We start from the raw sequence: 20,133 nt of genomic DNA, 5'->3' as shown, positions 1-20,133 counted from the left end.
AGATAATCTTCTTTTAACAGGTAATTAACTTGTCTTTTATATATAATTCCTGACTTACTTCTTAATCTGTAACAAACTACATGTCAGCATGCTATTCAAACATCAGTTTTGAATATTATTCTCTATAGCAGTTATATTTAGTTTGTGGAAAAATCAGAACAGAAAATAATAATTACTAGAAAAATGAATCTTTTTCGGATATCTATACAATATAATTAAAAATCTGCCGTTGGATATTTCATACAGTTTTAACAATTTAAATACTGGTGTTTGTATTCGAATATTTTAATACATAACTAACGAATAATTAACATCAATTTAGATTTAAAAGAAGATCTTTGCAAGTAAATAATTTGTTCTCACATTTATAATTATTTAGAGTTAGCTAGTTTAGAAAAGGGTGCAATGCACCCTTTTTTATTTATATAATCTCTAATTGCTTTCGTAATTCCAGGAAATAATCAAAAGCGCTTTTCAGCCTTGATCCATACCAAGAGAAATATTCTCCATCAACCAATTTAACTTTTGATTTTGGAAACATTTCTTTGATGGTCTCCATATGTTCTTTTTTAAAAGGAAAAGGTTCTGAGGAAAGAAAAACCACATCTGGAGTTTCAAAGTTTTCAAGATCTTCTTTCCTTATTTCCGGATATCTTACAAGTCCGGAAAATACATTTTTATAATTATTCATCTCTAAAAGATGATTTATAAAAGTATTGTCAGCTGCTACCATCCAAGGGTCCTTCCATATAAAATACCCTACTTTAACCGGAGGCTGCTCTAAGGCATAAGTGGTGAATTGTTTATGCTTTTCTCTTATTTCCTGTATTAGTTTCTGAGCTACCAAATCGCAGTTGAAAATTTCACCGTATTGTCTCATTAGTGATAAGCTATCTGATAAGGTATTGATATCAGATACATGAACAGGGGCTATCTTCATTAACTCCTCAACCAATTCTTTGGTGTTCTCTTCCTTATTGCAACATATAATATCGGGCTTAAGATCGGCGATTTTTTTAACCCGAACTTGCTTGGTTCCCCCTACAATCGTATTACTTTTTTTAAAATCTTTTGGATGTACACAAAACTTTGTAAGTCCGATAATTTGGTCTCCCAAACCAAGATCATACAATAGTTCGGTTTGGGAAGGTACTAAGGAAACAATTCTTTTCGGGCTCCCTTTAAGATAAATAAATCGATCTAACTGATCTTTAAATACCTGCATCGGTCATGATGTCTTTCATTTGTTGCTGAAGTTTTTCAGCTTCTATACAAGCTGCCTGAGCAAAATCTTCTCCATTGGAAGCATAAATAACTCCTCTGGAAGAATTTACCAGCAAACCGACCTCATTAGTCATACCATATTTACACACCTCAGACAAACTACCTCCCTGAGCGCCAACTCCGGGAACTAATAAGAAACTATTGGGAACAATTTTTCTGATATCCCCAAGATATTCTGCTTTAGTTGCGCCCACAACATACATTAAATTTTCACTATTCTTCCATTCTTTTGAAGTTTCCAACACCCGTTTGTACAAAGTAACCCCATCGACTTCTTTAGTCTGAAAATCAAAAGCGCCCTGGTTTGATGTTAGTGCCAACAAGATGGTATGTTTATCCTCAAAACTCAAAAACGGTTCTACAGAGTCCTTGCCCATATAGGGTGCTACTGTAACACTGTCAAAATTCATATCTTCAAAGAATGCTTTGGCATACATTGTAGAGGTATTTCCAATATCACCCCTTTTTGCATCAGCAATCGTAAATACTTCTGGATAGGTATCATTGATATACTCAATGGTCTTTTTTAAGGACTTCCACCCATCGATTCCATATGCCTCATAGAAGGCAGTGTTAGGCTTATAAGCAACTGTTACATGATGTGTAGCATCTACAATAGCTTTATTAAATTCAAAGATCGGATCTTCAGTCGCCAATAAATGTTTAGGGATTTTATTCAGATCTACATCCAGCCCGACAGTTAAAAAGGATTTTTTATGCTTAATTTGCTCTACAAGTTGCTCGGTTGTCATTCAAAAAATATTATAAAAAAAACCTTGAATTTACTCAAGGTTTGTGTATTTAAAAAACGTCTGATTCTTTTAATTTTTCGGTGTTTTCCACCAACTGAAGTTCATCAATAAACTTCTGTATATCTCCATCCATTATTTTGGAAAGATCGTATAGTGTTAGTCCAATTCTATGATCGGTTACCCTACCCTGCGGATAATTATACGTTCTAATCTTGGCACTTCGGTCACCACTAGAAACCATACTTTTACGCTTGGCAGAATCTGCTTCCATTTTCTTTTGAAGCTCTCTTTCATATAAACGCGAACGCAACACTTTAGTCGCCTTTTCTAAGTTCTTATGTTGAGATTTCTCATCTTGACAACTCACGATAATACCTGTTGGTTCGTGATGCAACTTAATTGCCGAATAGGTAGTGTTTACACTCTGACCTCCAGGACCGGTTGAGGTTGTTCTTTCAATTCGAACATCACTCATATTCAATTCAACATCAAACTCTTCAGCTTCAGGTAAAACCATTACGGTAGCCGCACTTGTGTGAACCCGACCCTGCGTTTCTGTTTGCGGCACCCTTTGCACACGATGAACCCCAGCTTCGAATTTCATAGTACCGTAAACATCTTCACCGTTTACTTCAAAAATAACTTCCTTGAAGCCTCCTGAAGTACCCTCGTTGAAATCAACCACATTTACACTCCAACCTTTACTTTGACAATACTTAGTGTACATCCTATGAAGGTCACCTGCAAAAATAGATGCTTCATCACCACCTGTTCCTGCTCGTATTTCAATCACAGCATTCTTTGCATCTTCGGGATCTTTTGGAATAAGCATGTATTTTATTTCTTCCTCTAATTGAGGAAGTTTTTGCTTGGCTTCTTCCATTTGCATTTTGGCCATCTCCACCATTTCATCATCGCTGCCATCTTCAATTATTTCATTGGCTTCCTCGATGTTTCCGGTAAGGAGAATATACTCTTCACGTTTATCAACAATTTCTTTAAGGTCTTTGTACTCCTTATTTAACTGTATATAACGTTTTTGATCTGCAATGATATCTGGCTGAATAATAAGGTCCGAAACCTCATCAAACCTCTGTTTAACTATATTTAATCTATCTAACATAAAAGCAATTCTAAATGCCCAGCAAAAGTACAATTTTTTAAGAACATATTACGGACTGGGTTCCATATGAAATATAAACAAAAATGAAAAATGTTTAAAATATCCACTTTTAAATAAGACATTCTTTTAAATTTATAACATGAACCGAACAGCTGTTATATTTCTATTTTATCAAAAATTTATAATATCATCGTTAATAATCAACCTTTTCATGCTATGGAGCAATTCGAGTTCACTACAAATTATTGGATTAAAAGCTTTATTAATTTGTCTCTTATGGTTCTTTTACACGAAAACCACGCTTAAAAAAAAGCTTGTTTTTTACCTTAACCTGGGTGTTGGAGTTCGCTATTTATTTGTATTCGTTTTCGCGATAGAAATCATCCTCACCATCATTTGCAAAAGTCTTTACAACTTATTCATATGATTCTTGAAGCGGACAACATAGAACTAAGCTTTGAGAACCTTGAAGTCCTCAAAGGCATTTACATTAAAATTGAAAAAGGGAAGATTACCGGTTTACTGGGAAACAATGGTTCCGGAAAAAGCAGCTTATTAGCTGTGCTATTTGGATATTTGAGTCCGGAGAGAAAACTAATCAGAATAAATAAAAAACCACACCTAAGGCCACTTTATAGCAAGAACCAGGCAAAATACCTGCCCCAGCACCATTTTATGCCGGATGACCTTAAAGTCTATAGGGCTTTTAAGCTATTCAATGTCGACTGGAATAAGTTCGTCACTCTTTTTCCTCTGCTAGAAAAGCACAAAACAGACACCTTCAAGTTATTATCCGGAGGTGAAAAAAGAATTATTGAAGTCTACCTGATTATTAAAAGCAAAACAAACTTTGTGTTTTTAGATGAGCCATTCTCACATATCACCCCTGTTTATATTGAAACTTTAATTGACATTATTCATCAAGAGAAGAAAAATAAAGGGATTCTAATTACAGATCATATGTATGCACATATTGTCAATACTTCTGATTTTATTTTCCTGATAAAAAATGGTTGTTCGATTCCTATAAACCAATTAACTCAACTGGAAGACTATAATTACGTAAATAAACTATAGACATAAAAAACCTCTCTTAAAAAGAGAGGTTTTTTTATAGTATTGAAAACAAAAATTATCCGCATTTAGAGGACCCACAATCCTTGCATGTCAGGCAACCTTCCTGATAAATTAAGTTCTTGCCACCACAATTGGTACATTTCTGTCCATTAATTTCGGTTCCATCGGGAACGTACCTTTTCAATGCTCTTGCTACACCATTCTTCCAGGTAGTAATAGACTCACTATCTAATTGCAGACTATTTATTAAATCTACCACTTTTTCAATAGGCATACCATGTCGAAGTGTACTTGAAATTAATTTAGCGTAGTTCCAGTATTCGGGGTCAAACTTTTGAGACAACCCTTCAATGGTAGTTTTATATCCTCTTTTATTTTGATACTGAAAATCATAACGAGAATTTCCCTTTTCATCTCTATTTTTAATTATGAGACCGGTTTCTACCCATCTAGGTATGTGAATACCATCTTCATCGTCTGCTAAACCGGTAAAAATCTCATAAGGCTTTTCATCTATCAACCCAATAAATGCTATCCATTTCTCTTTATTATTTTGGAAGCGAACGACATCTGCTTCTAATGTTTTAGGCCTGTCAGTTGGAAAATGAGTTAAGGTATCTTGTTCATCATCCTTCTTTTCTTCGTTAGAGATCAAGACTCCTGACCTCGATCCATCACGATAAACCGTTACCCCTTTACATCCAGACTTCCAAGCTTCTAAATATAGTTTACCTACGAGTTCTTCTGAAACATCGTTCGGCATATTAATAGTTACGCTTATGGAATGATCTACCCATTTTTGAACCGCTCCTTGCAAGTGCACCTTACTCAACCAGTCTACATCGTTAGAAGTCGCTTTATAGTATGGTGATTTTTTCACTAATTCATCCAATTCCACTTGCGTATAATTCTTCTCAGTACTGTATCCGTTTACAGTCATCCACTCCTTAAATCGATGATGAAAAACGGTATACTCCTCCCAAGAGTCTCCAACTTCATCCACGAAGTCAACCCGGGCATCTTTATCATTAGGATTTACTTTCCTTCTTCTTTTGTATACAGGTAAAAATACGGGCTCAATTCCCGATGATGTCTGGGTCATTAAACTTGTGGTACCTGTCGGTGCTATGGTCAGTAGCGCTATATTTCGTCTTCCATGCTCCAACATTTCATAATACAGTTTATCGTCTGCCTCCTTTAAACGAAGAATGAATGGATTATTCTTTTCTCTTTCCGAATTAAAAATACTGAAGGCCCCGCGCTCTTTTGCCGTATTCACCGAAGCCCTGTATGCCTCCAGTGCAATCGTCTTATGAACTTGAACTGAAAAGTTTACAGCCTCATCACTTCCGTACTGCATCCCCAGTGCTGCCAGCATATCTCCTTCTGCAGTGATGCCAATTCCTGTTCTTCTACCCTCCATGGCCTTGGTTCTAATATTCAGCCACAAATTACGCTCTACTAATTTAACTTCATCAGTTTCCGGATCTGCATCGATTTTAGCAAGTATTGCATCTATTTTTTCCAACTCAAGATCGATTATATCATCCATTATACGTTGGGCAAACGCCACATGCTTCGCAAAGAGTTCAAAATTAAACTTCGCTTCTTTAGTGAACTGCTTCTCTACGTATGAGAACAGATTAATAGCTAACAATCGACAAGAATCGTAAGGACACAATGGAATCTCGCCACACGGATTCGTTGAAACTGTATTATAGCCTAAATCTGCATAACAATCAGGCACTGATTCACGAATGATGGTATCCCAAAACAAAATACCTGGTTCGGCAGACTTCCATGCATTGTGCACTATTTTATCCCAAAGAACTTTTGCTTTAATATCTACTGTTGCCTTTGGGTTATCACTATAAACCGGGAATTTCTGAGTATAAATACTATCTGATTCGACGGCTCGCATAAATTCATCATCAATACGGACAGAAACATTGGCACCCGTTACTTTACCTTGCTCCATTTTAGCATCGATAAAATCTTCGGCATCCGGATGGTTTATAGCCACTGACAACATCAATGCACCTCTTCTTCCGTCTTGGGCCACTTCCCTGGTAGAGTTGGAAAAACGCTCCATAAAAGGCACTAACCCTGTAGATGTTAATGCTGAGTTTTTAACAGGAGAGCCTTTCGGGCGTATATGAGACAGATCATGACCAACACCTCCACGACGTTTCATTAATTGAACTTGTTCCTGATCGATCTTCATAATTCCCCCATAAGAATCAGACATTCCTTCATTACCAATAACGAAACAATTGGACAGCGAAGCTATTTGAAAAGGATTACCGATTCCTGCCATAGGACTACCCTGAGGAACTATATATTTAAAACCTTTAATAAGCTCATAAACTTCATCTTCAGACATGGGGTTCGGATATTTCACCTCAATTCTGGCGATTTCCTTAGCAATTCTTCTATGCATTTCATCAGGGGTCAATTCGTAAATATTCCCCTGAGAATCTTTTAAGGCGTATTTGTTAACCCAGACACGAGCAGCCAGGTCATCACCATTAAAGTATTTTAACGAAGCCTGATAAGCTTCTTCTTGAGAATAGGTCTTACTTGGCATAGCTGCCTTTGTCACATTCATAGCAATAGATTTTAGGTGAGACTAATTTGATTTACACACTATAAAAGTAAACAAAAATTAAAACTAAATCATGACAAATATCATAAAGTGAACAAATTAAAATGCTTAATTAATTGGTTTACAGTTGTTTATAAATTTATAAACATAAAAAAGTTTACAAGTTTTTATATTTTTTGTAAATTTTAATTAAAATAATTTCACAAAAAAAGACACTGCATAACACAGTGTCTTCCCATATAACGTTTCCAATTATATTCTAATACTCAAAGGTACCATATTCAGATTTAATAGTCAACTTCTTATTATCAGAAGCTTCAACCCTACCCACAATCTTTGCATCTACATTAAAAGATTCAGAAATACTTATGATATCCGAAGCAATGGACTCATCAACATAAAGCTCCATTCTATGTCCACAATTAAAAACCTGATACATTTCTTTCCAATCTGTCTTAGACTGCTCTTGAATTAATTTAAACAAAGGCGGCACATCAAACATATTATCTTTTACGATATGGAGATTGTCAATAAAATGGAGTATTTTGGTTTGAGCTCCACCACTACAATGAATCATCCCGTGAATATCATTTGCATTATATTTTGACAAAACCTTTTTAATTACAGGGGCATAGGTACGGGTTGGCGACAACACCAATTTCCCTGCATCGACAGGCGCACCCTCTACATCATCGGTCAATTTAACGTTACCGGAATACACCAATTCTTCTGGTACCGCTGCATCAAAACTTTCCGGGTATTTCCCTACCAAGTATTTATTAAAAACATCATGACGAGCAGAGGTTAACCCATTAGACCCCATACCACCATTGTATTCTTTTTCATAAGACGCCATACCAAAAGAGGCCAAGCCTACAATAACATCACCTTCCTTGATATTAGCATTATCTATAACATTTTCACGCTTCATTCTTGCAGTCACGGTAGAATCTACAATAATAGTCCTAACCAAATCACCTACATCAGCCGTCTCACCACCTGTTGAATGAATCTCAACACCGAAGCCTTTCAATTCTTCAATCAACTCCTCTGTACCATTAATAATTGCTGAAATAACTTCGCCGGGAATCAGGTTCTTATTTCTACCTATAGTTGAAGAAAGCAGGATATTATCAACAGCCCCTACGCACAGCAAATCATCTATATTCATTATTAGTGCATCTTGAGCTATCCCTTTCCAAACAGAAACATCTCCTGTTTCCTTCCAGTACATGTACGCTAGCGAACTTTTGGTCCCAGCCCCGTCCGCATGCATAATCAAACAATATTCGTCATCACCTGTCAAATAATCTGGCACTATTTTACAAAAAGCCTTAGGAAAGAGCCCTTTGTCTACATTTTTAATAGCGTTATGCACATCCTCTTTGGATGCCGAAACTCCTCTTTGACTATATCTTTTACTTATATCCGAACCCATAATTATATTGTTTGCACAAAAGTACATATTAAAAAAAAGCACGCAAACAAAAGTTTACGTGCTTTCGGGAATTACTTCCCTTTTTTTTGGTTAGGACAAAATATCCTTGACCCACAATATTATATTGATTAATAGCAAGCTAAAGATAGTAAAACATATTCCACAACTCCTACTAACCAGGTTCTAAATCGACAAAGCCATTAAAAAAACAGATAAAAACATATCTAATTAATTAGTCTTATACTATTTAGTAAACAACATTTCTCTATATTTTGTCAATGGCCAAAGATCGTCATCAACCATTAATTCCAATTTATCACAATGATACCTAATGGTATCAAAGAAAGGCAATACTTTTTCACAGTATGCATCTGCTTTAATTTGTGATTTCTCTAATTTATTTGCCTTTTTACGCTCCTCTATCATCGCGCTAACACTGGAGTTAATTTCAGCTATATGATACGATATATGCTCTATTAAATCCATTTGCTCAGAAGCTAACTTTTTATACTCCTTACTAAAGATATCTTTTAAACCTCTTACGTTATCAATTAAGGTATTTTGATATCGGATTGCAATTGGGATAACATGATTTCTTGCAATATCTCCCAGTACCCTACTTTCTATCTGTACTTTAAGGGTATACTCTTCGAGTTCTATTTCATGTCGAGCTTCACATTCTATTTTATTCATCACACTCATTTCCTCAAAAAGCTCAATGGTCTTTTTACTCACCATCGCTTTTAAAGCTTCAGGGGTCTTCCTATTATTGCTCAATCCTCTTTTACCTGCTTCTTTCTCCCAGACAAGGCTATATCCATCTCCTTCGAACCTGATTTTCTTAGAAGCCTTAATATACTCTCGCAATACATTGAAGATAGCCTCATCCTTTTTCAGGCTTTTCTTTGCAACAAGTGCATCTACTTCTTTTTTAAATTCCATTAATTGCTTTGCAACAATCGTATTCAGCACCGTCATGGGATTTGCACAATTTGCCTTTGATCCTACAGCTCTGAATTCAAATTTATTTCCCGTAAAAGCAAACGGAGAGGTTCTATTCCTATCTGTATTGTCAAGAAGAACATCCGGAATTTTACCTACAACGTTAAGCTTGAGATCTGTTTTTTCCTGTGGAGATAATTTACCTTTAGAAACATCTTCCAGCTCATCAAGCACCTTGGTTAATTGAGCTCCAATAAATACTGAAATTATTGCAGGCGGAGCTTCATTCGCCCCCAATCTATGATCGTTGGTAGCCGAAGCTATTGACGCTCGCAGCAACTCCTCATGCTCATTAACTGCTTTTATGGTATTAATAAAAAAGGTAAGGAACTGCAAATTTTTCATTGGAGTAGATCCAGGCGCCAACAAATTCACTCCTGTGTTCGTAGACAAAGACCAGTTATTATGTTTTCCGGAACCATTTATTCCTGCAAATGGCTTTTCATGAAATAACACCTTTAAGTTATGCTTATCTGCCGTCTTATCCATAACATCCATCAACAACGTATTATGATCAACAGCTAAATTGGCTTCCTCAAAAATTGGGGCTAATTCAAATTGATTCGGCGCAACTTCATTGTGCCTTGTCTTCACAGGAATTCCAAGTTTCAAACATTCCATTTCCAATTCGCGCATATAACTCATCACCCTACTTGGAATAGAACCGAAATAATGATCATCCAATTGCTGTCCTTTAGCCGGTGAATGCCCTAAAAGAGTCCTCCCTGAAAGAACTATATCCGGTCTGGAATAGGCAAGCGCTTTATCGATCAGGAAATATTCCTGCTCCCAACCTAAAGTAGCATTAACCTTCGTTACATTTTTATCAAAATATTTAGCAACGCTGGTTGCTGCTTGATCAACAGCCTGCAAAGCCCTTAACAGAGGCGCCTTATAATCGAGAGCCTCTCCTGTATAAGAAACAAACACGGTAGGAATACACAACGTCGTTCCATATATAAAAGCAGGAGATGTTGGATCCCAGGCAGTATAGCCTCTTGCTTCGAATGTATTCCTTATTCCACCACTTGGAAAACTAGACGCATCGGGTTCTTGCTGCACCAACTGTCCTCCCCCGAACTTTTCAATCGCCTGTCCATCACTTTGAGTTTCAAAAAAAGCGTCATGCTTTTCTGCTGTAGTTCCAGTTAATGGTTGAAACCAGTGCGTATAATGCGTCGCTCCTTTACTGGATGCCCATGCCTTCATACCCGAAGCTACCTGATCAGCTATTTTACGATCTATTTTCTTTCCATGAACGATGGCATCCATCACAGAAGTAAAAGCTTCTTTAGTCATAAATTGACGCATCGACATTTCGTTAAAAACATTCACCTGAAACAAATCTGAACGTTTTCCCTGTTCGGCAACTTCAAGAGGTTTTCTATTAAAGGTCTCTTTGATCGCCTCTAATCTGATGTTTGACATATTATATAAGTTTTGTATTTCTATTAAAACATTCTCCAATAAGACAAATGTAAGTTACAATTTTTCAAGCATTTAAAATGGGCATTATTAAAAAATATTCAATATGAAGCCTCAAAAATACCAATAATCTCAATACACCCCCTTCTAAAATGGGGTAATAATAAAAATTACACGAAAATTAAAAATACACCCCCTAATTTTAATGCGTATATTGTTCTATAACTTATATTTGCATCGTATTTAGTGTTCAATTTTTAAACCGCCAAAATATGAGTAAAGCAAAACTCGAATACATTTGGTTGGATGGTTACTATCCAACTCAAAACATGAGAAGTAAAACGAAGATTGAAGAAGATTTTAGTGGAAAACTAGAAGACTGCCCGATATGGTCTTTTGACGGTTCTTCTACCAAACAAGCTGAAGGTGGAGATTCAGACTGTCTTTTAAAGCCTGTTGCTATCTATCCAGATCCAGCGAGAAAGAACGGATACCTTGTAATGGCTGAAGTTCTAAATGCAGATGGAACACCACACGAGACGAACGGCAGAGCTCAGATTGACGATGAAAATGATGACTTCTGGTTCGGATTTGAACAAGAATATTTTATCATGGACACCAAAACAGAGCTTCCTTTAGGATTCCCTGTTGGTGGATACCCTGGGCCTCAAGGTCTTTACTATTGTTCTGTTGGAGGGAAAAACACCCACGGAAGAGACATCGTAGAAGAGCATGCTGATCTTTGTATCGAGGCTGGACTTAACTTCGAAGGTATCAACCAGGAAGTAGCGTGTGGACAATGGGAATTCCAAATTTTTGCAAAAGGTGCAAAAAATGCGGGTGACCAAATCTGGGTTGCACGATATTTATTAGACAGACTAGCTGAACAATATCAATACTATATTGAATACCATCCAAAACCAGTTAAAGGTGATTGGAATGGTTCTGGTATGCACGCCAATTTCTCAAACACGCTTCTTAGAACATGTGGTTCTAAAGAAATCTACGATAAAGTTTGTGAAGCATTCCGTCCTGTTACTAAAGAACACATTGAGGTTTACGGTGAATTCAACGACGAACGTCTTACAGGTCTTCACGAAACAGCTTCAATCAATGACTTTAGCTACGGTGTTTCTGATAGAGGTGCTTCAATAAGAATCCCTATTATCACTGTAGAGAAAGGATACAAAGGATGGTTAGAAGACAGACGTCCGGCATCAAATGCAGATCCTTACAAAGTAGCTGGAAGAATCATTGAAACTGTAAAGAATGTTGAAGTAGAAGTTGCAACTGCATAATTACTACGTTTTAAGCTATTATAATAAAAAAGAGCCGGTTATTTAACCGGCTCTTTTTTTATATTCACACAAAATAATACTAAGACGTCAACCCCTTTTTCAATATTTCGCCAAACGTAAACATATCTTCAAAAGAACAATAAAAAGGCACAGGAGCTAACCGAATCACATTGGGTTCTCTCCAGTCTACAATTACTCCATTTTTCATAAGGTAATCAAATATCTCACGTCCTTTTCCGTGTAAAAACACTGAGAGTTGACATCCGCGATCTTGCGGTGTAATAATTTCAAACGAGGCATCCACATTCTTGTCGACCTCCTTTAAAATAAACTCCAGATAAGAAGTTAACAATTTACTTTTTTCTACCAAGGCATCCATCCCAACTTCATCAAACATTTTCAGCGAGGCCAAATACGGTGCAAAAGACAATATTGAAGCATTACTAAGGTGCCAGGCTTCTGCATTTGGCATAGGATCGAACTCCGGCTCCATAAGAAATCTACGGTCTTTATTATGACCCCACCAACCTTCGAATCGCGGTATATCTTTCTTCCCTAAATGTCTTTGGTTAACAAAAATCCCAGATGCATTTCCAGGTCCGGAATTCATATATTTATAACTACACCAAGCTGCAAAGTCTACATTCCAATCATGAAGTTCTAATTTAATATTACCTGCTGCATGGGCAAGATCAAAACCAACAATTGCTCCTGCCTTGTGCCCTGCCTGGGTAATGGCTTTCATATTAAAAACCTGTCCGTTGTAATAATTCACACCACCAATCAACACCAATGCCAATTCATCACCGACTTCCTCAATCTTAGCTAAAACATCTTCTTCGCGCCAAAAATTCTCTCCCGGACGCTTCTTTATCTCCACTATAGCTTCTTTTGGGTCGTACCCATGAAAACGCACCTGGCTCGCCAACATATACTGATCTGAAGGAAACGCTTTTTCTTCGCATATAATTTTAAACCTGGCAGCACTGGGATTATAGAAAGAAACCATAAGCAAGTGAAGATTCACGGTTAACGTATTCATGACTGTGACCTCATCTGTTTTTGCCCCTACCACCCTGGCTAAAGGAGCTGCTAATCTTTCATGGTAGTCCCACCATGGTTTTTCAGCATAAAAGTGCCCTTCCACAGCCAGCTCTGCCCAATCCTGCATCACTTCATCTACATACTTTTTAGCATTTTTTGGCTGTAACCCAAGAGAATTTCCTGTAAAGTAAATAACATCATTCCCATTCACTTTGGGAAAAACGAATTCGTTACGATATTTCAAAAGTTCATCCTGACGATCCAGGCTCGCGGCATATGCTCTGGTATTTTCAAATTGCATCCTTATCCTTTTTTAATTCAAAAATAAACAATCAAAATTAAGTACATTTGTAAAAAACCATTAAGATGCATTTTATCTCGCCAGAACTAGAAAACTATATTGCAAATCACTCTGAGGATGAACCTAAATTACTTCAGGAGTTAGATCGTGAGACCCACTTAAAAGTTCTACAACCCAGAATGCTTAGTGGTCATTTTCAAGGAAGAGTACTCAGCATCTTATCAAAATTAATCAACCCCAAGTGCATACTGGAAATTGGGACCTATACCGGGTATTCGGCAATTTGTCTGGCGGAAGGCCTTAAAAAAGACGGCACACTCCACACCATTGACATTAATGAAGAACTACAAGAGCTGCAACGCACCTACTTCGACAAAAGTGGTTTTGGGGATCGAATTGTTCAGCACTTAGGAAATGCCCTAGATCTTATTCCCGAGATTGATTCAAATTTCGATTTAGTCTTTATCGATGCCGACAAGGAGAATTATTCTCGTTATTTTGATCTGATTATTGAAAAAATGAATCCCGGAGGCATCATTTTATCAGACAATGTTCTTTGGAGTGGTAAGGTACTGAGAGAAGCCAAGCCTAACGACAAAAGCACTATTGCTTTAAAAGCCTATAATAAAAAACTCAAAGAAGATAAGCGAGTGGAGACTGTATTACTGCCTATCAGAGATGGGTTAACCTTATGTCGGGTTATTTAACAGGCTATTCCTTTTTAAAATTTTGTAGGCAGAACCCCCTAAAAGAACTCCTACTATACTTCCCACCAAAATATCAGAAGGGTAATGAACTCCAACATATATCCTGCTATAACTAAAAAGCAGTGGCCATAGGTATAGCAACACATACCACTTACTTTTTCTACAAAGCAACATCACGAAAAAGGTGGTAAGGCTAAATGAATTCGCAGCGTGCCCGGAAAAAAAGCTGTTATTGACAGGAAATTGCAAGACTCTAATCACTTCTTCAAGTCCAGCATTATTAGGTCTTATTCGTCCAACGATCATCCTAACTGATTCTGTAATCAGTATGGTAACGCCAAGCAAGAAGACTGCATACATAGCTATTCTTTTGCCCAAACTCTTGCCAAAGGTTTTTACCAGGATCAAAGCTAAAATTATGTAGAAGGGAATCCAGAAATAAATCTGGGTTATTGAGATCCAAAAATAATCATACTTTTCGGCCCCCAGACTATTAAGAAAAATAAAAAAACTGGTATCTATATCCTTGATATCATTAAACATAAACCTACATGCGACGCTTAATAGAACCTGTCACATCATCAATGTCTTTTTTAATATCGTCTATTTCTTTGGTTATATTACCTGTAATTTCATCGGTATTTATACCTTGTTTTTCGGCACTTCTTTGTATTTCCGCTTTTACATCATTCGTTGCATCCTTAAGTTGACGCATACCTTTCCCTAACCCTCTGGCAATTTCCGGTATCTTATCTGCACCAAAAACCATTACCACTATAAAGAGGATAAATACAATTTCGGTTCCGCTTATAAAAAGAAACATCATAATTCTTTCTTATTCTTTGCAAATATATAGAACATTATGCGTGTTACCACAAATGAAATGTTATAATTTAACAGTCTTTAAAAATTAAAAAACGATCAAAGCCTGAAAGCAATTTGATCGTTTCTTAATATGAACTTTTTTTATAGTTTTTAAACCAGTGACTCTCGTGACATAGCCTCAGGCTTATCCACACCTATTAATTTCAACACGGTTGGCGCAATATCTCCAAGTATTCCATCTTTAATGGTCTTTATATCCTTATCCACTAATATCACAGGTACTGGATTTGTAGTGTGCGCTGTATTAGGTGTTCCATCAGGATTTATCATAGTATCGCAATTACCATGGTCTGCAATGACAATGGAGGTATATCCATTCTCGTTGGCTGCTGTAATAACATCTTTAGCACATTCGTCTACAACCTCACATGCCTTAACAGCTGCCTCCATAACACCCGTATGCCCAACCATATCAGGGTTTGCAAAGTTCAAACAAACAAAATCAACTTCACCCTTTTCCAATTCGGGAACTATAGCATCACGTATATCATAGGCACTCATTTCAGGTTGCATATCATAGGTAGCAACCTTAGGAGAAGGGCACAAAATACGTTTCTCTCCTGTAAAAGGTTCTTCACGTCCGCCATTAAAGAAGAAGGTAACATGAGGATACTTTTCGGTTTCGGCAATCCTGATCTGTTTCTTCCCTGCTTTTGAGAGTACTTCTCCCAACGTGTGGGTAATATTTTCTTTATCGTAAACAACGTGAACCCCTTTGAAGGTTTCATCATAATTTGTCATGGTCACATAGTACAAATTCAATTTATGCATGTTTTGCTCATGAAAATCCTGCTGAGTCAAAGCCTGGGTTAACTGTCGTCCTCTATCGGTTCTAAAATTAAACATCATCACCACATCCCCATCTTTTATTTTTGCAACAGGCTGATCATTATCGCCCTGAATAACAATAGGCTTTATAAACTCATCCGTAACCCCAGCATCATAACTTTCCTGTATAGCTTTTAAGACATCATGCGATGGCTCACCTTCACCATTCACTAAAAGGTCGTAGGCTAATTTAACACGCTCCCATCTTTGATCACGGTCCATCGCATAATACCTCCCAACGACAGATGCCAGTTTTGCATTGGTTCTTTCACAATAGCTTTGCACATCTGCTATAAACCCTTTTCCGCTTTTAGGATCTACATCCCGACCATCAGTAAAGGCATGAACGAAAACTTTGTTTAAATTATAGTCCTTAGCGGCATCAAGTAATCCTTTCAAATGATTGATATGAGAATGCACACCTCCATCACTTACTAAACCTATAAAGTGAACATCCTTATCATTTTCTTTAGCATATTCAAAGGCTTTTTTCAACTCGGTTTCCTGAGCCAGTGTATGCTCCTTAACTGCAAGGTTAATTTTAGCCAAATCCTGATAAACAATTCTCCCTGCTCCAAGATTCATGTGCCCTACTTCACTATTCCCCATCTGCCCCTCTGGCAATCCTACATTTAATCCATCTGTTAATAGATTTGCATCCGGATAATTGGTATACAAAGAATCTATAAAAGGCGTTTTGGCATTTTCGATGGCTGAAATTTTAGGATCTGGTGATTTCCCCCAACCATCTAATATCATTAATAAAACTTTCTTGTTCATATGTAATTCTGATTATATTTTTCAAAGATACTATTCTGTACTATAAATAAGAAGGGATACTTGTGTATCATAACTTATCTCGGGAAGAAGTTATATTCCTAACAATGAATAACTGCCTTCATCACTTCCTTAAAATTATCTTAAGTAGGTTAAACAAATGTTAAAGCAACATAAAAAGTGAAACACCCTACCGAATTGGTCGTCTTTTCTATATAACCTATAAAATTTCAACAATTAAAATTTCATCAATTATGAAAAAGTTAGCCTTAGTAACCGCATTATTATTTATTGGAGTAAGCATTTCGAATGCTAAAACTACAAAATTAGAACCAACCGCTGAAAAAACTCAGTTAACCGTCAAACCAAATGTAGGTCCGTTTTGCATGGCCATTGTTAATGGTGATGTGGAAACCGTAAAAAAATTAATTGAGCTAGGAGCTGATGTTAATCAAAAATCTTCCAATGGAATGACTCCAGCTATGTTTGCCGCCAGATACAACAGATGTGAAATCTTACAACTATTAATCGCCAAGGGTGCGGACTTAAAAGTTAAGGATTCAAAATTTGGAAGAACAGCCTTAAAATACGCTGAATTATCTAAAGCTACCAAAGCGCATAAAATCATTAAAGAGGCACTTAGAGCATAAAAAATAAGCTCATTTGCATAATTTGAATTAGTCAGAAAAATCCCGTTTCACGGGATTTTTCATTTTTATACTTTAGCAACTATCTGATATTATAATTAAAACCCAGAGATAGGTTGTTATATCCTTGAAATGTATAATCAATATTTATACTAAACCTCCCAAAACTTGCTTTCCCTCCTATATTTGCTCTTAAACCCGATACATTATTCCCAATAACAAATGGATCGCTGAAAGTTCTGGTCTGTTGCTGTGTCTCAATCACATAAGTTCCTTTCATGGCAACATCGGAGGTACCGGTAATATATCCCACCCCTCCATAGGCATTATACTTAGGGTATTTTGTTGAAACTATCATTTCAAACAACCATGAATCATAATCAAAATCAATATGCTGTCCAGTTCCCGAAACAAAACCTCCTGTCTGAAATTCATAATCAGCATTTATAGCTGTATAAGCCACGATACCTGAAACTGCAAACATTGATTCTTTTATGGGTTCTATCCAGTTTGAAATCTGATGTTGTATTGCAGCCCCATGCATTCCTAACTCTGAATTATCAATATTGAGTTTAGGAAAATACCTCAGCTTAATTTCGGTGCCATATGGAATACCCATCCTAAACTGCAGGAAAGCAGACGGCAAAAGATTTATATCAGCTAAGCCAGTAATACCCGTTGGAACATCAAACTCAAAACGCTCATCATCTAAAATAGCAGCTAACCTCACTGAAGACTTGGTATCGCCAATAATTGTAGGAATATCCACTGATTCTCCGCCCCCTACAATTTCAAGATTATCAAACCTACTTACATCGAGTCTATATATTTTTTTTTCACTTGGAACAAAGGAACCATTGGTTACAAGGGCTATATCCATACCCCACTTGTCTAAAACCCGGGCATCGTTATACCACCCACCGGTTATAGCGTAAATTAATCCTTCATCTGCCGGCTCTGTATATTTTGACATTAAATCCTGTGCTGCATCAACACCCAAAAGCAGATAATCTTTAACCGTTATATTTTGAGCATAGGACACCTGAAGAAAAACAAACAAAATTAAAATTGGTATTAATCTTTTCATTACGACCCTATATCAGAAATATTAATAAAATATTAGAAATTCTTCAAACCTCAAGGTAAGAGATTACGGGGTAGTATCCTTATTTTAATAAAGTTACAAAAAGATTATTACAATAATTCAGGATTTATATCTAAAATATTATTGTCTATGTAGCTATTGATAAAAGAATCTGTAAAAGCCTTTGCCCCTAATAGCTTATATTCCAGCAGCTGCTCTTTTATAGCTAACTCTCTATATTGTTTGAGGTAGCTAATAGACAAGGGAGCATAGCTGTAATGCCATGGTTCATAATTAAATCCCTTTCTTTGAGAATCATTTGTATACACTAAATAATAACCAAATTTGTGTGCATTTTTATCCATCCATTGTTTAAGCTTTGCATAAGGCCCTCCATTTTCGTAATTATCTTGTATCAAAACGTCACCTTTAACCTTTTTTGTTCCATCAATAATATCAATATCCGTTCCCCAATGATGTCTTGAAGTACCTGGAATCGTAGAATACTCAACAATTTTTGATACAGCTTGGGAAGGAGACAATCCATTTGCAGTAAATCTTTTAAACTTTCGCTCCCAGATTTTTCGTTGACTCTCATAGCTACGATAACTGGATGCTATGGTTATCACAATACCTTCCCTGGCAGCCGCTTCCTGCATCTGAACAAAACACTCATAAGCTTCCTTTCTAAGGTTTATTCCTTTACCATACAGCTTTGGATCTCCATTACCAAGAAGTTCTTCCACTGAAATAGCTTTATTTTGTGCCTGAACATTAATGCTCGTAATTATCATTAACAGCAATAGTCGTTGTATCATAGTTTTTTTTTCATTTTATAATGTGCTCCAATTTTGGGTATATAAAACTTTTCACCAAACTTTTCATACCCTAATTTCATATAAAAGTTTAAAGCTACCTGCCGGGCATTCATCCATACAGAAGTCCCTCCTTTTTTTCTCACCTCCTCTTCTGCATGACACACCAGCTCTTCACCAATTCCTTTTTTCTGATAGTCATCCAATACTGCCATTCCTCTTAGCTGAAAAACGTTTTCAGTCTTCTCTGCTGATTTCATCATAGTAACCACTCCTACCAGGTTTTTATTGTAAAAAGCACCTAAATGAAATGTTGATTTTAAATCATCCCCCTCAAACACACATGTCTCCAAAGGCCTTCCCGGTCTTAAAACAGGATGACGAACCTGAAAGGTTTCTTGCGCTGATATAAACTCAATCAGCAAGTCTGGATTTTTTTTAACATACAGATACACGGGCACGTCATTATATTCGAATTCTTTGATCTTGGTAAAGCCACACTTTTCCATAACTTTTAGCGAACTCTTATTAAGCTTATGGGCATGGGCATAGATTTTTGAAAGTTTTATACTCGAAAAACCATATGAAATCACAGATTTGGTGGCCTCTGTAGCAAAACCTTGTCCCCAAAACTTTTTATTAAACCGAAACCCTACTTCTACCCTGGCCAGGTCCGGATAATATGTTAGTCCGCACCAACCCAAAAAAGATTCATCTCTTTTTCTAATCACAGCCCACCTTCCAAAACCATATTTTTTATAACTCCCGGATAGTTGAGTGATTTCATGCCCGGCTTCCTTTAATGTTTTAACTCTATCGCCAGTAAAACGCACAACATCCTCGTCTTTATGTAACTCAAATATATGTCGTGCATCTTCCGGATTAAATTCACGAAGATAAATTCTTTCGGTTTCAGTTATATATTTCATTGGCAACAGATCAATTCAACTTATCACTGGCACTAAATTAATGTAAAAATCAACTGGAATTCGAAAATATAAAGCTATCTAAAGGAAAAATTATTCAATTCTTTTATTTTAT

At 36.6% G+C, this 20,133-nt stretch carries 17 protein-coding genes; 4 read left to right on the top strand and 13 right to left on the bottom strand.

Translation table 11 applies throughout. The features are described 5' to 3' along the window. Positions 1 to 421: 421 nt before the first annotated feature. From BM361_RS06330 to prfA, 3 genes are read right to left on the bottom strand one after another with little or no spacing between them, the layout of a single operon-like run. Positions 422 to 1,225, bottom strand: coding sequence for a helical backbone metal receptor (locus BM361_RS06330; RefSeq protein ID WP_074977686.1), 804 nt, complete (start codon positions 1,223 to 1,225; stop codon positions 422 to 424). Further along, a complete protein-coding gene (gene pyrF, locus BM361_RS06325) occupies positions 1,212 to 2,036 on the bottom strand; it encodes an orotidine-5'-phosphate decarboxylase (RefSeq protein ID WP_074977685.1) in 825 nt (274 codons plus the stop codon). Before pyrF ends, BM361_RS06330 begins: the two co-directional genes overlap by 14 nt. Positions 2,037 to 2,085: 49 nt before the next feature. Next, positions 2,086 to 3,159 (bottom strand): peptide chain release factor 1, encoded by a 1,074-nt coding sequence (prfA, locus tag BM361_RS06320; protein ID WP_074977683.1) that lies wholly within the window; start codon positions 3,157 to 3,159, stop codon positions 2,086 to 2,088. A gap of 423 nt (positions 3,160 to 3,582) precedes the next feature. Here prfA and BM361_RS06310 point away from each other — a divergent pair, with 423 nt between their 5' ends. Continuing rightward, a complete protein-coding gene (locus BM361_RS06310) occupies positions 3,583 to 4,236 on the top strand; it encodes an ATP-binding cassette domain-containing protein (protein WP_038265887.1) in 654 nt (217 codons plus the stop codon). Positions 4,237 to 4,291: 55 nt separating this feature from the next. On the opposite strand, the gene BM361_RS06305 is transcribed toward BM361_RS06310, so the two are convergent. The 3 genes from BM361_RS06305 to BM361_RS06295 all read right to left on the bottom strand — a co-directional run bounded on the left by BM361_RS06305 (position 4,292) and on the right by BM361_RS06295 (position 10,709). Further along, positions 4,292 to 6,844, bottom strand: coding sequence for an adenosylcobalamin-dependent ribonucleoside-diphosphate reductase (locus tag BM361_RS06305; protein ID WP_074977680.1), 2,553 nt, complete (start codon positions 6,842 to 6,844; stop codon positions 4,292 to 4,294). Between the two features lie 256 nt (positions 6,845 to 7,100). Next, positions 7,101 to 8,279 carry an AIR synthase related protein gene (locus tag BM361_RS06300; RefSeq protein ID WP_074977679.1) on the bottom strand — a complete coding sequence of 393 codons (1,179 nt, stop codon included), beginning with the start codon at positions 8,277 to 8,279 and terminating at the stop codon, positions 7,101 to 7,103. Between the two features lie 243 nt (positions 8,280 to 8,522). Then, a complete protein-coding gene (locus BM361_RS06295) occupies positions 8,523 to 10,709 on the bottom strand; it encodes a glutamine synthetase III family protein (protein WP_038265895.1) in 2,187 nt (728 codons plus the stop codon). Positions 10,710 to 10,978: 269 nt separating this feature from the next. Here BM361_RS06295 and BM361_RS06290 point away from each other — a divergent pair, with 269 nt between their 5' ends. Then, on the top strand, positions 10,979 to 12,004 hold the full coding sequence (locus BM361_RS06290; protein WP_038265900.1) for a glutamine synthetase beta-grasp domain-containing protein: 1,026 nt from the start codon (positions 10,979 to 10,981) through the stop codon (positions 12,002 to 12,004). Positions 12,005 to 12,083: 79 nt separating this feature from the next. On the opposite strand, the gene kynU is transcribed toward BM361_RS06290, so the two are convergent. Further along, positions 12,084 to 13,349: a kynureninase gene (kynU, locus tag BM361_RS06285; RefSeq protein WP_074977677.1), complete on the bottom strand. Its 1,266-nt coding sequence runs from the start codon at positions 13,347 to 13,349 to the stop codon at positions 12,084 to 12,086. 65 nt (positions 13,350 to 13,414) lie between these two features. Between kynU and BM361_RS06280 the strand changes: the two genes are divergently transcribed. Then, positions 13,415 to 14,056 carry an O-methyltransferase gene (locus BM361_RS06280; protein ID WP_074977675.1) on the top strand — a complete coding sequence of 214 codons (642 nt, stop codon included), beginning with the start codon at positions 13,415 to 13,417 and terminating at the stop codon, positions 14,054 to 14,056. Here the strand turns inward: BM361_RS06280 and BM361_RS06275 are convergent. The 3 genes from BM361_RS06275 to gpmI all read right to left on the bottom strand — a co-directional run bounded on the left by BM361_RS06275 (position 14,039) and on the right by gpmI (position 16,549). Beyond that, a complete protein-coding gene (locus BM361_RS06275) occupies positions 14,039 to 14,416 on the bottom strand; it encodes a phosphatase PAP2 family protein (RefSeq protein ID WP_175496548.1) in 378 nt (125 codons plus the stop codon). The genes BM361_RS06280 and BM361_RS06275 overlap by 18 nt on opposite strands. 187 nt (positions 14,417 to 14,603) lie before the next feature. Next, the gene (locus BM361_RS06270) at positions 14,604 to 14,882 is read right to left on the bottom strand and encodes a Sec-independent protein translocase subunit TatA/TatB (RefSeq protein ID WP_074977672.1); all 279 of its coding nucleotides are present in this window, start codon (positions 14,880 to 14,882) and stop codon (positions 14,604 to 14,606) included. Between the two features lie 149 nt (positions 14,883 to 15,031). Next, positions 15,032 to 16,549: a 2,3-bisphosphoglycerate-independent phosphoglycerate mutase gene (gene gpmI / locus BM361_RS06265; protein ID WP_074977670.1), complete on the bottom strand. Its 1,518-nt coding sequence runs from the start codon at positions 16,547 to 16,549 to the stop codon at positions 15,032 to 15,034. A gap of 251 nt (positions 16,550 to 16,800) precedes the next feature. Between gpmI and BM361_RS06260 the strand changes: the two genes are divergently transcribed. Beyond that, complete coding sequence (locus tag BM361_RS06260) at positions 16,801 to 17,196, top strand: ankyrin repeat domain-containing protein (RefSeq protein ID WP_074977669.1); 396 nt, start codon at positions 16,801 to 16,803, stop codon at positions 17,194 to 17,196. A 79-nt stretch (positions 17,197 to 17,275) separates the two neighbouring features. Here the strand turns inward: BM361_RS06260 and BM361_RS06255 are convergent, their stop codons facing one another. From BM361_RS06255 to BM361_RS17200, 3 genes are all read right to left on the bottom strand, one after another. Continuing rightward, positions 17,276 to 18,280 (bottom strand): DUF6588 family protein, encoded by a 1,005-nt coding sequence (locus tag BM361_RS06255; protein WP_038265919.1) that lies wholly within the window; start codon positions 18,278 to 18,280, stop codon positions 17,276 to 17,278. A gap of 107 nt (positions 18,281 to 18,387) precedes the next feature. After that, entirely contained in the window at positions 18,388 to 19,095 is a 708-nt protein-coding gene (locus BM361_RS06250) for a M15 family metallopeptidase (protein ID WP_074977667.1), read from the bottom strand. Continuing rightward, positions 19,092 to 20,021: a GNAT family N-acetyltransferase gene (locus BM361_RS17200; protein ID WP_083425865.1), complete on the bottom strand. Its 930-nt coding sequence runs from the start codon at positions 20,019 to 20,021 to the stop codon at positions 19,092 to 19,094. Before BM361_RS17200 ends, BM361_RS06250 begins: the two co-directional genes overlap by 4 nt. Between the last annotated feature and the right edge of the window lie 112 nt (positions 20,022 to 20,133).

It is taken from the genome of Zhouia amylolytica (assembly GCF_900116365.1).
GTDB lineage: Bacteria > Bacteroidota > Bacteroidia > Flavobacteriales > Flavobacteriaceae > Zhouia > Zhouia amylolytica.
This window is presented reverse-complemented; position numbering and strand designations above follow the sequence as displayed.

Excerpts from the sequence above, each read along its gene's own strand:
- BM361_RS06305 (WP_074977680.1), bottom strand. The coding sequence starts at position 6,844 with ATGAATGTGACAAAGGCAGCTATGCCAAGTAAGACCTATTCTCAAGAA.
- BM361_RS06290 (WP_038265900.1), top strand. The coding sequence starts at position 10,979 with ATGAGTAAAGCAAAACTCGAATACATTTGGTTGGATGGTTACTATCCA.
- pyrF (WP_074977685.1), bottom strand. The coding sequence starts at position 2,036 with ATGACAACCGAGCAACTTGTAGAGCAAATTAAGCATAAAAAATCCTTT.
- BM361_RS06250 (WP_074977667.1), bottom strand. The coding sequence starts at position 19,095 with ATGATACAACGACTATTGCTGTTAATGATAATTACGAGCATTAATGTT.
- BM361_RS06330 (WP_074977686.1), bottom strand. The coding sequence starts at position 1,225 with ATGCAGGTATTTAAAGATCAGTTAGATCGATTTATTTATCTTAAAGGG.
- BM361_RS06280 (WP_074977675.1), top strand. The coding sequence starts at position 13,415 with ATGCATTTTATCTCGCCAGAACTAGAAAACTATATTGCAAATCACTCT.
- BM361_RS06270 (WP_074977672.1), bottom strand. The coding sequence starts at position 14,882 with ATGATGTTTCTTTTTATAAGCGGAACCGAAATTGTATTTATCCTCTTT.
- BM361_RS06260 (WP_074977669.1), top strand. The coding sequence starts at position 16,801 with ATGAAAAAGTTAGCCTTAGTAACCGCATTATTATTTATTGGAGTAAGC.
- BM361_RS06310 (WP_038265887.1), top strand. The coding sequence starts at position 3,583 with ATGATTCTTGAAGCGGACAACATAGAACTAAGCTTTGAGAACCTTGAA.
- BM361_RS06275 (WP_175496548.1), bottom strand. The coding sequence starts at position 14,416 with ATGTATGCAGTCTTCTTGCTTGGCGTTACCATACTGATTACAGAATCA.
- BM361_RS06300 (WP_074977679.1), bottom strand. The coding sequence starts at position 8,279 with ATGGGTTCGGATATAAGTAAAAGATATAGTCAAAGAGGAGTTTCGGCA.
- BM361_RS06255 (WP_038265919.1), bottom strand. The coding sequence starts at position 18,280 with ATGAAAAGATTAATACCAATTTTAATTTTGTTTGTTTTTCTTCAGGTG.
- prfA (WP_074977683.1), bottom strand. The coding sequence starts at position 3,159 with ATGTTAGATAGATTAAATATAGTTAAACAGAGGTTTGATGAGGTTTCG.
- kynU (WP_074977677.1), bottom strand. The coding sequence starts at position 13,349 with ATGCAATTTGAAAATACCAGAGCATATGCCGCGAGCCTGGATCGTCAG.
- BM361_RS06295 (WP_038265895.1), bottom strand. The coding sequence starts at position 10,709 with ATGTCAAACATCAGATTAGAGGCGATCAAAGAGACCTTTAATAGAAAA.
- gpmI (WP_074977670.1), bottom strand. The coding sequence starts at position 16,549 with ATGAACAAGAAAGTTTTATTAATGATATTAGATGGTTGGGGGAAATCA.
- BM361_RS17200 (WP_083425865.1), bottom strand. The coding sequence starts at position 20,021 with ATGAAATATATAACTGAAACCGAAAGAATTTATCTTCGTGAATTTAAT.